11 protein-coding genes are annotated in these 12676 nt (G+C 67.4%); all 11 read right to left on the bottom strand.

What is annotated here, in order from left to right:
* Window positions 1–10: 10 nt before the first annotated feature.
* Genes OC450_RS08105 through OC450_RS08055 form a run of 11 tightly spaced genes read right to left on the bottom strand, consistent with a single transcriptional unit; the run spans window position 11 to window position 12676 of the window.
* The gene (locus tag OC450_RS08105; RefSeq protein WP_211383177.1) at window positions 11–1033 is read right to left on the bottom strand and encodes a xanthine dehydrogenase family protein molybdopterin-binding subunit; all 1023 of its coding nucleotides are present in this window, start codon (window positions 1031–1033) and stop codon (window positions 11–13) included.
* The gene (locus OC450_RS08100; RefSeq protein ID WP_262047626.1) at window positions 1034–2623 is read right to left on the bottom strand and encodes a xanthine dehydrogenase family protein molybdopterin-binding subunit; all 1590 of its coding nucleotides are present in this window, start codon (window positions 2621–2623) and stop codon (window positions 1034–1036) included. It lies immediately after the preceding gene.
* Between the two features lie 13 nt (window positions 2624–2636).
* Window positions 2637–3113: a (2Fe-2S)-binding protein gene (locus OC450_RS08095; RefSeq protein ID WP_211383179.1), complete on the bottom strand. Its 477-nt coding sequence runs from the start codon at window positions 3111–3113 to the stop codon at window positions 2637–2639.
* 6 nt (window positions 3114–3119) lie between these two features.
* Complete coding sequence (locus OC450_RS08090) at window positions 3120–3938, bottom strand: FAD binding domain-containing protein (RefSeq protein ID WP_262047625.1); 819 nt, start codon at window positions 3936–3938, stop codon at window positions 3120–3122.
* 1 nt (window position 3939) lies between these two features.
* Window positions 3940–4383: an SRPBCC family protein gene (locus tag OC450_RS08085; protein ID WP_211383181.1), complete on the bottom strand. Its 444-nt coding sequence runs from the start codon at window positions 4381–4383 to the stop codon at window positions 3940–3942.
* Window positions 4384–4386: 3 nt separating this feature from the next.
* Window positions 4387–4824: an SRPBCC family protein gene (locus OC450_RS08080; RefSeq protein WP_211383182.1), complete on the bottom strand. Its 438-nt coding sequence runs from the start codon at window positions 4822–4824 to the stop codon at window positions 4387–4389.
* 9 nt (window positions 4825–4833) lie between these two features.
* On the bottom strand, window positions 4834–7740 hold the full coding sequence (locus OC450_RS08075; RefSeq protein ID WP_211383183.1) for a flotillin family protein: 2907 nt from the start codon (window positions 7738–7740) through the stop codon (window positions 4834–4836).
* A gap of 26 nt (window positions 7741–7766) precedes the next feature.
* Window positions 7767–8600, bottom strand: a complete 834-nt coding sequence (locus tag OC450_RS08070) for a phosphoenolpyruvate hydrolase family protein (protein ID WP_211383184.1) — start codon at window positions 8598–8600, stop codon at window positions 7767–7769.
* A gap of 3 nt (window positions 8601–8603) precedes the next feature.
* Window positions 8604–10820 (bottom strand): ABC transporter permease, encoded by a 2217-nt coding sequence (locus tag OC450_RS08065; protein ID WP_262047624.1) that lies wholly within the window; start codon window positions 10818–10820, stop codon window positions 8604–8606.
* Complete coding sequence (locus OC450_RS08060) at window positions 10813–11595, bottom strand: ABC transporter ATP-binding protein (protein ID WP_262047623.1); 783 nt, start codon at window positions 11593–11595, stop codon at window positions 10813–10815. The genes OC450_RS08065 and OC450_RS08060 overlap by 8 nt, the downstream gene beginning before the upstream one ends.
* Window positions 11588–12676, bottom strand: a complete 1089-nt coding sequence (locus tag OC450_RS08055; protein ID WP_256806240.1) for a branched-chain amino acid ABC transporter permease — start codon at window positions 12674–12676, stop codon at window positions 11588–11590. Before OC450_RS08055 ends, OC450_RS08060 begins: the two co-directional genes overlap by 8 nt.

The raw sequence follows: 12676 nt of genomic DNA, 5'->3' as shown, positions 1-12676 counted from the left end.
GGACCAGACCTCAGCGCCGCGCCTGCGGCCGCGGGCCGCCCTGGGACTTGATCGCGCGCAGCACTTTCTCCGGAGTGATCGGCAGATCGTCGATGCGTACGCCGACGGCGTTGAAGATCGCGTTGGCAACGGCCGGCAGCACGGGATTGGCGCACATCTCGCCGGGGCCCTTGGCGCCGAACGGCCCATCGGGAGCAGGGCGCTCTAGTACGGCGATGTCGTGCGGACAGATGTCGCCCGGTCCGGGCATCAGATATTCGACGAAGTCGCGGGGGCCGTGAGAGGGATCGGGATAATACGGCTCCGGCGTCTCGTAGAGCGCGTGGCTGACACCCATCCAGGCGCCGCCGACGAGTTGCTGCTCGACCAGCCGCGGGTTGAGCGCGCGGCCGAGCTCATAGGCGGAGTCCATCCGCACCATTTCGACTTCGCCGGTCTCGTCGTCGACCTCGACCTCGGCGACCAGGCAGGCATGCGCATAGCAGGTTGCCGGCGACATCTCGCCGGTCTCCGGATCGACGTCGGACAGAGGCACGAGGAAGATGCCGCGACCCGAGATCGTCTTGCCCTGCTTGAACTGGGCGGCAATGGCGACGTCCTTGGTCGAGATCGAGCGGTGCGGCGCCCCCTTGACGTGGATGTTGCCGCGTCCGTCGGTTTCCAGGTCCGCGGCGTTGACCTCGAGTTCCTCGGCGGCAGCCTCCATCATCACGCCGCGCGCCTCGCGTGCCGCCGCCATCACCGCATTGCCGACGCGGTGCGTGCCGCGCGAGGCGAACGAGCCCATGCAATGCGGCCCGGTGTCGGAGTCCGCCGTGTCGACATAGACGTCCTCGACGGGCACGCCCAGCGTCTCCGCGCAGATCTGGCGCGTCACCGATTTCATGCCCTGACCGAGGTCGATCGAGGACAGTGCCACAGTGAACTTGCCGCTGGGGTTGGAATGCACCAGCGCCTGGCTGGGGTCGCCTCCGAGGTTCATGCCGATGGGATAGTTGATCGACGCGATGCCGCGTCCGCGATGCCGGGTCATCTAGCGCCTCCTCGTGCCGAAGACAGAGGAAAAACGGGTCGCGGCATGCGACGGTGCGGCCGGTCGCGGCGAGGGCGGCGGAGCCGGGGGAGGCGGATCGCGCGGTGGTTCGCGGGTGACGGTAGGTGGGAGCCGGTCGAAGCTCGTACGCTGCTGTGCGGGCGCCGGTGGCCGCGCGTGCGAGTCTGTCGGCGTCGGCGGGATCACGGCGCGGCTGCCGCCGCCGTCCTTGCGCGAGGATGCCCGCCTGAATTCATCGCGGATCGGCCATTTGGCCTTCTCGGCAGCAACCTGGACGCACTCGATCAGCGCGGTGTTCTTGGCCTCGCGCCGGTGCGCCTTCATGTCGCCGTCGCGATAGGCGTTGAGGATGCGGAACTCCATCGGGTCCATGCCGACGAGGTTCGCGAGCTTGTCCATCTGGCACTCGATCGCAAAATCCATCGCGGTGACGCCGAAGCCGCGCATGGCGGTGGCCGGCGTGCGGTTGGTGAAGACGCAGTAGACGTCGCCATAGACGTTCGGGATCGTGTAGGGGCCCGGCAGGTGTGCGGCGCATTTCACGGCGGCGTAGCTGGAGAGCCGCGTATAGGCGCCGCTGTCGAAATAGGCCCGGATCTTTCGCGCGACGACGCGGCCGTCGCGCATCACGCCGTCCTTGACGTAGATGCGCTCGGCGCCGCGCGGCGGACCGTATTGCATCTCCTCCTCGCGCCCGAACACGTAGCGTACCGGCCGCCCGGTCAGCATCGCGCCGAGAATGGCGAGCGGCTCGGTCAGCGTGTCGACCTTGCCGCCGAATCCGCCGCCGACCGTGCCGCCGATGAAGTGGAAGGTGTTGGAGGGGACGTCCAGGATCTTGGCGCAGGTGTCGACCGAGAAGAACAGCGCTTGCGTCGAGGTGTAGACCACATAGCGGCCGTTGGTGTCGGGCGCGGCGATCGCACCGTTGGTTTCGGTCGGCGCGTGCTCGATCGGCGACATCTGGTAGCGCTGCTCCAGCACGTGATCGGCGGTCGCGAGCGCCGCGTCGGCGTCGCCGAAGCGCAGCTTCTGGTGGTCATAGGTCTCGTGATAGGTGAAGGTGTTCCTGGGATAGGTCTCGTTGACCACGGGCGCGCCTGGCTTCAGCGCATCCTCGACGTCGAACACGGCCGGCAGCGGCTCATAGTCGACCTTGACCTTTGCAATCGCCTCGAATGCTTCGCGTTCGCTGTCGGCAACGATGGCGACGATCGGCTCGCCCTTGTAGCGGACCTTGTCGACCGCGAGCGACGGCTCGTCGTCCTTGCCGAAATTGATCAGGCTGAGAAGCGTGTTGAGGTTGCGCGGAACGTCGCTGCCGCGGATGATCCGGCGCACGCCGGCCGAACGCTCGGCTTCCGTGGTGTCGATGAGGCGCAGCCGCGCATGGGCCTCGGTCGAGCGCACGACCTTCAAATGCAGCATGCCCTGAAGTTGATGGTCGTTGAAATAGCTCGACGTGCCCGTGACGTGGCCGAGCATGTCCTGACGCTGCGTGCCCTTGCCGATTTCCTTCAGATTATCGTCGCGTTCGTCGGCAAAAATGTCCTTGCGCAGTTCCAGCATGGTGGACGTCCCCTTACGCGCTGGCCCGGCCGCCCGCGGCGGCAAGGATCGCATTGATGATCGGCTCGTAGCCGGTGCAGCGGCAGATGTTGCCGGAGATCGCCTCGACGATTTCGGCGCGGCTCGGAGCGGGGTTCCGGTCGAGCAGGGCCTTCGCGGCCATCAGCATGCCCGGGGTGCAATAGCCGCATTGGGCTGCGAAGTGGTCGGCGAAAGCGCGCTGGAGCGGATGCAGGTTCGGACCCTGCTTCATACCGTCGAGTGTTTCTATGGAACGGCCCGCGACCGTCTCCGCCAGCGTCAGACAGGACAAATGCAGCTCGCCGTCGATCAGCACGCTGCAGGTGCCGCAGCCGCCCTGGCCGCAGCCGAACTTGGGCGTCATGTCGCCGATCAGCTCGCGCAGCGCGACCAGGAGATTGGTGCCGCCATCGACGAAGATCGCGACGTCGCGGCCGTTGTGGCGAAATTGCACGGGTATTTTGGGCATGGCGATCTACTCCTGGCCGGACAAGAGGCGACGCAGGTGCACGCCGACGATCTCGCGGCGATACCAGGCGCTGCCGAGCGCATTGTCCGCTGGGGATGTTCCTTCGCCGGCGGCGGAAGCCGCGGCTGCGATCGTGCCGACATCCAGTGAACGCCCTTCCAGGGCACGCTCTGCCGCGCGAGCGCGGATCTGCGTCGGCGCCATCGAGCCGAGTGCGATGCGTGCGCCGGCGATGCGGCCGCCCGAGATCGGCAGATGCGCCGCGATCGTGATGACGGAGCCGCCCTTCGGCTTGATCCGGGCGATCTTGCGATAGCGGAACGCCTCGCTGCTCGCCGGCCGGGTGCAGGACACCGACAGGACCAGAGTGCCGGCCTGCCGGTCGCGCGCCTGAAGAAAATCCTCGATCGGAATGTCGCGCGAGCCGAAGCCACCTTGCACGGCCACGGTGGCGTCGAGTGCCAGCAGTGCCACGGTGAAATCGCCGTAAGGGGTTGGCGCGAACAGGTTGCCGCCGACCGTACCCATGTTCCGCACGGCGGGCCCGCCGATCGAGCGGGCAGGGGCGTGCAGGAAGGCGAGATCGCGCTCGGCGAGGATCCGCGCGAAGGTGACGCCGGCACCCAACAGGACCCGAGGGCCCGATGCATCGATCCGGGTCAGCGCCTGATCACTGGCGCGGACGACCGTCGAGACCGAGACGTCGCCCTCGTTCAGCGCCCGCATCACCAGGGTGCCGCCACCGAGATAGCGTGCGCCGCGGTCCGAGGAGAGCGCTCCGGCCGCTTCACTGGCGCTGGCGAAAGTCTTCACGATCACGGCCATGCTAGGCGGCCTCCTTCAGATGGCGGCGGATCGCCTCGAATCCGGCCTGGTAAATGTCTTCCGCGACCATGTGGGTGATGCGGTCCTTGTCTTCCGGCTTCGTCGTGAAGCGCGACTCCCAGTGCCAGAAGGTGCGGTCGCCGTCGGTCACCGGCAGCAGGCGGACATGAGCGACGTAATTGAACATCGGGATCGGGGTATCGAGCAGGCAATAGCTGAAGGTCTGTTCGAGATCGGACAGCGCCAGCAGTTGTTCGCGCAGCTCAGAGCCGTCCTTGAGCTTGAAGCGCCTGACGCAGCCGATCCTGTCGGGAGACTGCGCCCGTTCGATGGAGGACGTCGCCACCGCCGGGTGCCAGCGGTCATGCCCGTTGAAATCGCGCAGCACCGACCAGGCCGCGTCGGTCGGCGCGTCCAGGATGGTGCTCTTGACGATATGCGGCACCGCTCAGCCTCCAAACACGCGCTTGAGGGCGTCGAAGCCGCCCTGGAACACGCCGCCGCCGATGTTGCTGACGAGCTCGGTCTCCCGCCCGGGCGGGCAATCGAACTCGGCGGTCCATTCCATGAAGGTCTGGTCGCCGTCGGTGACCGGCGTGAGGCGCAAGGTCGCGACGTAGTTCTCGACGCCCATCGGGGATTCGAGGATCGAGTAGGTGCAGAACATGTCGTAGTCGGACAGGCCCAAAAGCTTCTCGCGGATGCGGTCGCCGTTACGCAGGCGAAAATCCCTGACGCAGCCGATCTTGTCCGCAGGCTCGCCCCCCTCGATGCGGCTTTCCGCGATCGCCGGGTGCCAGTTCGGTAAGCCGTTGAAGTCGCGGACCCGCGCCCAGACGCGGTCGTTGCGCGCATTGACGACGGTGGAGACGTAGACGCGGGGCATAGCCTGACCTCAGCTCTTTTTCCGCGGACCGCGCTCGGCCGGCGGTTCGCCGCCGCCCTCGGCTGCAGGCGGGGAGCTGGCCGGCTTGTCGCCGCCACCGCCGCCTTTGCGCGCGGACTCCTTGATGCCCTGCATGTCGCGGGCCTCCCGGATCAGGCCCGGCATCTTCGCGAGGCTGCCGCCCTCGACGCCGATGTCCGCCAGGAGCGAGTCGATCAGCGGCGCCTGCACGCGGTAGCGCAGGGCGGAATCGATTACCTCGTCGGTGGCGCTGCGGCCGCCGTTGCCGCCATGGCCGTTGCCGTTGAGGCCGTCGACCTGGAGGATACGGATGCCTTCGATCTTCTCCATCGGCTTGACGCTCTCGCGGACGATGCCCTCGATGCGGTCGAGCAGCTTGCGGCGGAACAGCGAGTAGCGCGCCTGGTCGGTAAGGACGTTCTCGGCTTCGTTCAGCATGCGCTGCGCTTCGGCCTCGACGGCGGCCCGGACGCGCTCGGCTTCCGCGGCGATGCGCGTTTCCTCGGCCTGCTTCTCGGCGAGCATCACCTCGACGGTCCTGCGCCGCTTGGCGATCTCGCTCTCGCGCGCGGTGATGACGCGCTCGGTCGCCTCCGTCGCCCGCATCCGTGCCTCCTCGGCCATCGCCTTGGCTGCGGATTCTTCCAGCGACTTCTGGTGGATGGCGATCGCCTTCTCCATCAGGACCGTCTCGACCTCCTTCTCGCGGTTGACCTCGAGCTTGCGCAGTTCGCGCTCGCGGCCGACGCGGGCTTCGTCGAGGCCGCGATCCGACGCAATGCGCGCGCGCTCGACCTCCTCGCGGGAGGCGATCTCGGCCTCCTGGAGCGATTGCACGCGGGCGACCTCGAGCTGCTCGATGGCGCGGCGGCGTTCGATCCGGGCGGCTTCGAGCGCCTGCTCGCGGGAGACGTCGGTGGTCTCGACCTCCTTGCGGGCGACGATCTCGGCCTGCTTGACCTGGCGATCGGCATCGATGCGCTCGGAACGCTTGGCCGAGAGGGCGATGACGCGCTCCTCGTCGGCGATCTCGATTGCCCGCTTCTGCTCGATGTTGAGCACTTCACGCTTCTTGGACGAGGTGATCCGTTCGGCTTCGAGGGCGAGATCGACGGTGATGCGCTGGCGCTCGATGGCGTCGCGCCGCTTCAGCTCGGCCGCCTCCAGCACGCCGGTGCGCTCGATCTCGAGCGAACGCGTGTCGCGCTCGGCCTGGATCCGCTCGGCCGCAACCGCCTTCTCCTGCGCAATGCGGGCGGCCTCGATCGCCTCGCGGGAGGCGATGTCGGCTTCCTCGACGGCACGGTTGCGAGCGATCTCCAGCGAGCGGACGCGCTCTTCCTGGGCAATGCGCGAAGCCTCGGTGGCCTCGCGCGCGGCGATGCCTGCCACCTCCAGCGACTGGTTGCGCTCGATCTCCAGCTGTCGCGTGCTCTGCTCGGCGGCGATGCGCTCCGCGGCAAGCATTCGCTCGCGGGCGATGCGGGCGGCCTCGACGGCGCGCTGCGCCTCGATCTCGGCCTCCTGGATGGTTCGGACCTGCTGGATCTCCAGGGCGCGGGTACGCTCGTCGGAAGAGATGCGCTCGACGTTGACGATCATGGTCTGGGCGATCCGTGCCTTTTCGGTGGCCTCGCGCGCGGCGATCTCGGCCTCGTCGACGGCGCGGGTGCGCTCGATCTCGCGACGGCGCGTCTCCTCCTCATTGGCGATACGCGCATCGGTGACGACGCGGTCCTGCTGGATGCGGGCCTTCTCGATCGCCTCGCGGGCCGCGATCTCGGCTTCCTCGACGGTGCGCATCCGCTCGATCTCGCGCTGGCGGACCTCGCGCTCCGACGCAATCCGCGTCGTGTCGATCGAACGCTGATTGGCGATCCTGGTCTTCTCGATCTCCTCACGCGCCAGCAGCTCCTTCTCCTCGATGGTACGCGTGCGCTCGATCTCCTTCTGGCGGGTTTCCCGCTCGGAGGCGATGCGGGCTTCGGCGATCGCCTGCTCGTTGGCGATCCGCGAGCGTTCGATGGCTTCGCGCGCCGATATCTGGGCCTGCTCGGCCTCGGTCTCCCGCAGCGCGCGTTCGCGGGCCACTTCCGTGCGCTGCAGCGCACGGCGCATCTCGATGTCGCGTTCCTGCTCCAACCTCGCGGTCTCGCTCTCGCGCTCGATGTCGAGCGCCTGCCGCTCGGCTTCGAGATTTCGGGTGCGGATCCTGATCATCGAATCCTGCTCGATATCGTTGCGCAGCTTCCGCTTGGCCTCGATGTCCTCCATCAGCCGCGTCAGACCTTCGGCGTCGAAGCGGTTCGACGGGTTGAAGAATTCGAGATCGGTCTGATCGAGGTCGGTGATCGCGACCGACTCGAGCTCAAGTCCATTCTGGGCGAGCGCCTCCGCCGCATTGGTCTTGACGCGCGCGACATAGTCGCCGCGCCGCTCGTGCATCTCCTCCAGCGTCATTTCCGATGCGACAGAGCGGATCGCGGAAATGAACTTGCCGGCCAGCAGCGCGTGCAGCTGCTCCGGCTCCATGGTGCGGCGACCGAGCGTCGCGGCCGCGATCGAGACGGCTTCGCGGGTTGCCTGGACGCGGACGTAGAAGTCGGCCTCGATGTCGACGCGCATGCGGTCGCGGGTGATGACCGCATCCTGCCTGGAACGCACGATGCCCATCGGCAGCACGTTCATGTTGACGGGCGTGTAGTCGTGGATGAAGGGCAGCACGAAGGCACCGCCGTTGATCACCACGCGCTCGCCGAGGAAGCCGGTCCGGACGAACGATACCTCCTTGGAGGAGCGGTGGTAGAGCCAGTTGACGATGTAGACGCCAACCACGATGACGATGATCGCGACGATCAGCCAGAGGATGAGCTCGCCGACCAGGATCCCTGACATGTTTCTCTCCCTCAACCGTTCCGGCGTTATCGCGCGCCGATCGCCTTGAATTTGCGTACCTGGTCCGTCAGAGCCCGCTCGACCGGCAGCCGCTCCATGGAGGAGGCGCCGTAGAAGCCGTGGCAGTAGCGGGTGTTCTTCATGATGAAGTCGGCATCCTCGGGATCCGCGATCGGCCCGCCATGGGCGAGCACCAGAATATCGGGATTGACGCTGAGCGCGGCCGAAGCCCAGGTGTCGATGCGCGCCGGACAGTCCTTCAGCTTTGGTGCGGTCTGCGCGCCGATCGTGCCGCCGGTCGTGAGCCCGAGGTGGCAGACGATGATATCGGCGCCGGCGATCGCCATCGCGGCGGCTTCCTTCTCGCTGAAAACGTAGGGCGTCGTCAGCAGATCCTTCTCGCGCGCCTTGGCGATCATGTCGATCTCAAGCGCGTAGGACATGCCGGTCTCTTCGAGATTGGCGCGGAAGACGCCGTCGATCAGCCCGACGGTCGGAAAATTCTGCACGCCCGCAAAGCCGAGCGTCTTCAACTGGTCAAGGAAGACGTCCATGTCGCGGAACGGGTCGGTGCCATTGACGCCGGCGAGCACCGGTGTCTTGCTGACCACGGGCAGAACTTCGCCGGCCATCTCCAGCACGATGGCGTTGGCGTCGCCATAGGGCATCAGTCCCGCAAGCGAGCCGCGACCCGCCATGCGGTAGCGGCCGGAATTGTAGATGACGATGAGATCGACGCCGCCGGCCTCTTCGCATTTGGCTGACAGGCCGGTGCCGGCGCCGCCGCCGACGATGGGCTCGCCGCGCTTCGCCATCTCGCGAAACCGCCTCAGGAGTGCTGCGCGTTCAAACCGGGCCATCGGTCACCTCGCTAGTCTCCGGCGCACCCCGGAGCGGCCGAACAGCGTTCGGAAAGCGCTCACGACGATCGAGGCGAACTCGGGATCGTTGATGTTTTGCTTGACGCGGATGAGCTGGCGGTTGCCGGTCTGCCGCACCGTGCGCTCCAGCGCGCGGAAGAGCGCGGCGTCGGCCTCTGGATCCCAGAACGGCTGGCCGCGGGCATCGAGTGCAGAGACGCCGCCCTCGGGCAGGAAGAAGCGCACCGGCCCGTCCATCTGGTTGAGCCGCTCGCCGATCCAGCGGCCCATGCGCTCGTTCTCCTCTGCGGTGGTGCGCATCAGCGTCACCTGCGGATTGTGGACGTGGAACTTTCGCGTGCGGTAATGTTCGGGAATGGTGTCCGGCGCGCCGAAATTGACCATGTCGAGCGCGCCGACCGAGCCGACATAGGGCACGCGGGTGCGGATGATCGCACTGAGGCGATCGTCCGTCGCCGGAAACACGCCGCCCATCAGGAGGTCGCAGATCTCGGTTGTCGTAACATCGACGACGCCTGCGAGTTGGCCGGACTCGACGAGCTTCTCCATCGCGCGGCCGCCGACGCCGGTGGCGTGAAACACGAGGCATTCGAAGTCCCCGCCTAAATCGCCCGCGATCTTCTGGACGGCCGGCGTCGTCACGCCGAACATGGTGATGCCGACGGCAGGCAGTCCGGTGCTGGCCGCCCGCTCCCTGGCCTCGCGCTGATCGAGGCGCGCCCTGACCATGCCCGCGATCGCGTTGGCACCGTTCGACAGCACTGCGCGCGAAATCGAGTTGAGCCCCTGAACGTCGGTGACCGAGTGCATCATGGTGATGTCGGCAGGACCGACATAGGGCCCGACATCGCCGGAGGCGACGGATGAAATGATCAGCTTGGGCACGCCGACGGGCAGGGTACGCATGCCCGGTGCAACCAGTGATGCTGCGCCAGATCCGCCCGCCGAAATCACGCCTGCGATGCTACCCTGGCGCCGCAGCCAGTTGGCGAACGCTTCCGCCATTGCCGTGACCGCGACGCCCCGATCTGGCACGAACACGGCCGATCCGCCGCGGCCGTGGTTGAGCGCGATTTCCTGCGCGGAGACGTCGCAGCTTGCCTGCTTGCCGCTGGTGGAGACGTCGACCAGCCGCGTGCGCAGCCCGGTGGCGGCGATGATGTCGCGGACGAAGCGCAGCTCGGTGCCCTTGGTGTCGAGCGTGCCGACGACCAGGACGACCGGCGGCCCTGACGACGGGGACGTCGTCGGCTCGAGCCTGCGCCGCGCCGTCTCGTCGAAGCGCGCAACCTGCGTCGAAAGCGTGCGTGCGGCCGCTTCGATCCGTGCGATCGGTGCGGGTTGGGACCAGCGTGTCGGCGGCGTCGGGTTGGAGATGTAGATCCGGATCGGGCCGCTCGGTCGGGTGGCCTGCGGCGTCGGATTCGCCTCGGCGCCTGCCGCCGGCACGTCGAGATCTGGCGTAAGCTCGGCATGCAAGCCGACGCCGAGCAGACGCTGCTGCAGCTCGCGGTCGGCGGCCAGCCGCGCCGACTCGATGATGCGATTGATGCGGCCGTTGACCATGATTGCGACGTTGCGCGAGACCGCGGTGGCGACACCGATGTTCTGCTCGATCACGAGCACGGCCATGTCGCCGTCCTCGCCGAGCCGCAGCAGCATCTCCTCGACCTGGGCGACGATGACGGGCGCGAGCCCTTCGGTCGGTTCGTCCATGATCAGGAGTTGCGGATTTGTCAGCAGGGCGCGCGAGATCGCGAGCATCTGCTGCTCGCCGCCGGAGAGCTGACCGCCGCCATGGCTCTTGCGTTCGGCCAGCCGCGGAAATGTGTCGTAGATGCGCTCGACGGTCCAGGCGCCGGATCGCATTCCGCCGGCGAGCCGCAGGTGCTCGTCGACGGTGAGCGAGCGCCAGAGTCGGCGGCCCTGCGGCACATAGCCGACGCCAAGCCGGGCGATATGCGCCGGTGGCCGCCGCGTGATGTCCTCGCCGCGAACGCGGATCGAGCCACCGCTCACGGGCACAAGGCCCATGATGGCCTTGCATAGCGTGGTCTTGCCCATGCCATTTCGGCCGACGACGGAGAACACGCCGGCATCGAGCGAGAGGTCGACGCCCTGCAGCGCGTGCGAGTGGCCGTAATAGACGTCGAGGCCCCGGACCTCGAGGGCTGCGGCGCTGCGGCGAGCCTCATTCATGGCCGCCTCCGAGATAGAGTTCCTGCACCTCGGGATCGGACTGGATCTCCTGCGGCAGGCCTTCCTTGAAGATGCGGCCGTTGTGCATCATCGTGACGCTCTCGACGACGCGCAACGCCACGTCCATGTCGTGCTCGATGATGATGTAGCCGATATGTGCCGGCAGCGAGGTCAGGATCTCGACCAGCTCGGCGCGCTCGGTCGGCGAGAGCCCGGCGGCCGGCTCGTCGAACAGCACGAAGCGTGGCGCGCCGGCGAGGGCCAGCGCGATCTCGAGCTGACGCTGCTGGCCGTGCGCGAGCTCGGCGACGCGCTGGTCCTTGACCGCAGCCAGATGCACGGCGTGCACCAGACTGTCGGCGGTGTGCATCAGTGCGTCGTTCTGGCCGGGACGCAGGAACGAGAACCGTCCGCGCGAGACGCCGCGGCAGGCGAGGTAGACGTTGTCCTGCACGGTGAGGCCGGGAAACAGGGCGGAGATCTGATAGGTGCGCCGCAGCCCGCGCCGGATGCGCTCATAGGGCGGGAAGTGCGTGACGTCCTCCCCGAAGAATCGGATGGTGCCGGACGAGGGCGGGAAATCGCCGGTGATGCAATTGAACAGCGTGGTCTTGCCCGCGCCATTGGAGCCGAGCACGGCCCGGCGCTCACCGGGGCGCACCGTGATGGTGACATCGGTCAACGCCGCAAGCGCGCCGAACAGCCGCGTCACGCCGCGAAGTTCCAGCGCTGCACCGGCACCGACGGCGGAGAGGCGTTGCGCGACGCTATCCATGACCGTGTCCTCCGGCCGGCCGGTTTGCGGTCGGACGCCGGCCCTGGCGCCAGCGCTGCCAGAGGCCGATGACGCCGTCCGACGACCAGAACACGATGGCGAGGAAGCCAAGCCCGATCAGCAGGCGGAAACGGTTGCCGTCGAGCCCGATCTTGACCAGAAAGTCGAGCGCGAAGGTGCGCAGCAGGACGAAGACCAGCGCGCCGATATAGGGACCGATCGGCCGCGTGATGCCGCCGACGACGGCGATGATGAGGACGTCGATGCACGCGCCGACACTGACCGAGCCAGGCGAGATCTGGCGGTAGTTCCAGACCTGGAGCACGCCGGCGAGGCCCGCGATGAAGGATGCCACCGCATAGGCCGCGACGCGGTGCGCATTGACGTTGAAGCCAAGCGCGGCCATGCGGCGCGGATTGTCGCGCACGCCCTGAAGCGCCAGGCCGAACGGGGCCCGCGAGATGTAGTCGACGGCGAAGTAGCACAGCGCGGCGACCGCGAGCACGATATAGTAGAACGGGATATCCGAGCGCCAGTTGACGCCCCAGAAGTGCGGCGTGGCGACGGTGTTGATGCCGGTGTGGCCGTTGAAGATCGCCCAGTTCTGGTTGGTGAAGTAATAGAACGCCGCGCCGATCGCGAGCGTGATCATGATGGTGTAGATGCCCTCGGTGCGCACCGCGAGCGCGCCGCCGAGCGTGCCGAAGATGGTCGCGAGCGCGAGTGCCATCGGGACGGCGAGCCACCACGGCCAGCCCAGGCTGATATTGGCGTTGCCGCTGACGCCGAACACCGCGACCATGTAGGCGGCAAAGCCCGCGATGGTGAGCTGCATCAGGCTGACCATGCCGCCATAGCCGGCCAGGAACATGAGGCTGAGCGCGATGGTGCCGAGGATCAGCGTCGTCGCAAAGATCTCGATCAGGAAGAAGCCGTTGGCGATCAGCGGCATGATCAGGAGGATGACCGCCACGATCCAGGCCGCGGGATTGTTGATGTCGGGCCACCCTCGCACGGCGGGCCGCTGGCCCGTGGAGGCGGGCTTGTGAATCTGGACGCGGGCGTCATGGGTGACGGACAT

Source organism: Bradyrhizobium sp. Bra78, assembly GCF_024519855.1.
GTDB classification, from domain to species: domain Bacteria; phylum Pseudomonadota; class Alphaproteobacteria; order Rhizobiales; family Xanthobacteraceae; genus Bradyrhizobium; species Bradyrhizobium japonicum_G.
Note: the sequence above shows the minus strand (reverse complement) of the source record. Positions and strands in the feature narration are given on the sequence as shown.

Bases quoted from the DNA above. Each gene is read 5' to 3' on its own strand.
- OC450_RS08080 (WP_211383182.1), bottom strand. From the start codon at position 4,824: ATGCCCCGCGTCTACGTCTCCACCGTCGTCAATGCGCGCAACGACCGC.
- OC450_RS08095 (WP_211383179.1), bottom strand. From the start codon at position 3,113: ATGCCCAAAATACCCGTGCAATTTCGCCACAACGGCCGCGACGTCGCG.
- OC450_RS08075 (WP_211383183.1), bottom strand. From the start codon at position 7,740: ATGTCAGGGATCCTGGTCGGCGAGCTCATCCTCTGGCTGATCGTCGCG.
- OC450_RS08090 (WP_262047625.1), bottom strand. From the start codon at position 3,938: ATGGCCGTGATCGTGAAGACTTTCGCCAGCGCCAGTGAAGCGGCCGGA.
- OC450_RS08070 (WP_211383184.1), bottom strand. From the start codon at position 8,600: ATGGCCCGGTTTGAACGCGCAGCACTCCTGAGGCGGTTTCGCGAGATG.
- OC450_RS08055 (WP_256806240.1), bottom strand. From the start codon at position 12,676: ATGTCCGTCACCCATGACGCCCGCGTCCAGATTCACAAGCCCGCCTCC.
- OC450_RS08060 (WP_262047623.1), bottom strand. From the start codon at position 11,595: ATGGATAGCGTCGCGCAACGCCTCTCCGCCGTCGGTGCCGGTGCAGCG.
- OC450_RS08065 (WP_262047624.1), bottom strand. From the start codon at position 10,820: ATGAATGAGGCTCGCCGCAGCGCCGCAGCCCTCGAGGTCCGGGGCCTC.
- OC450_RS08105 (WP_211383177.1), bottom strand. From the start codon at position 1,033: ATGACCCGGCATCGCGGACGCGGCATCGCGTCGATCAACTATCCCATC.
- OC450_RS08100 (WP_262047626.1), bottom strand. From the start codon at position 2,623: ATGCTGGAACTGCGCAAGGACATTTTTGCCGACGAACGCGACGATAAT.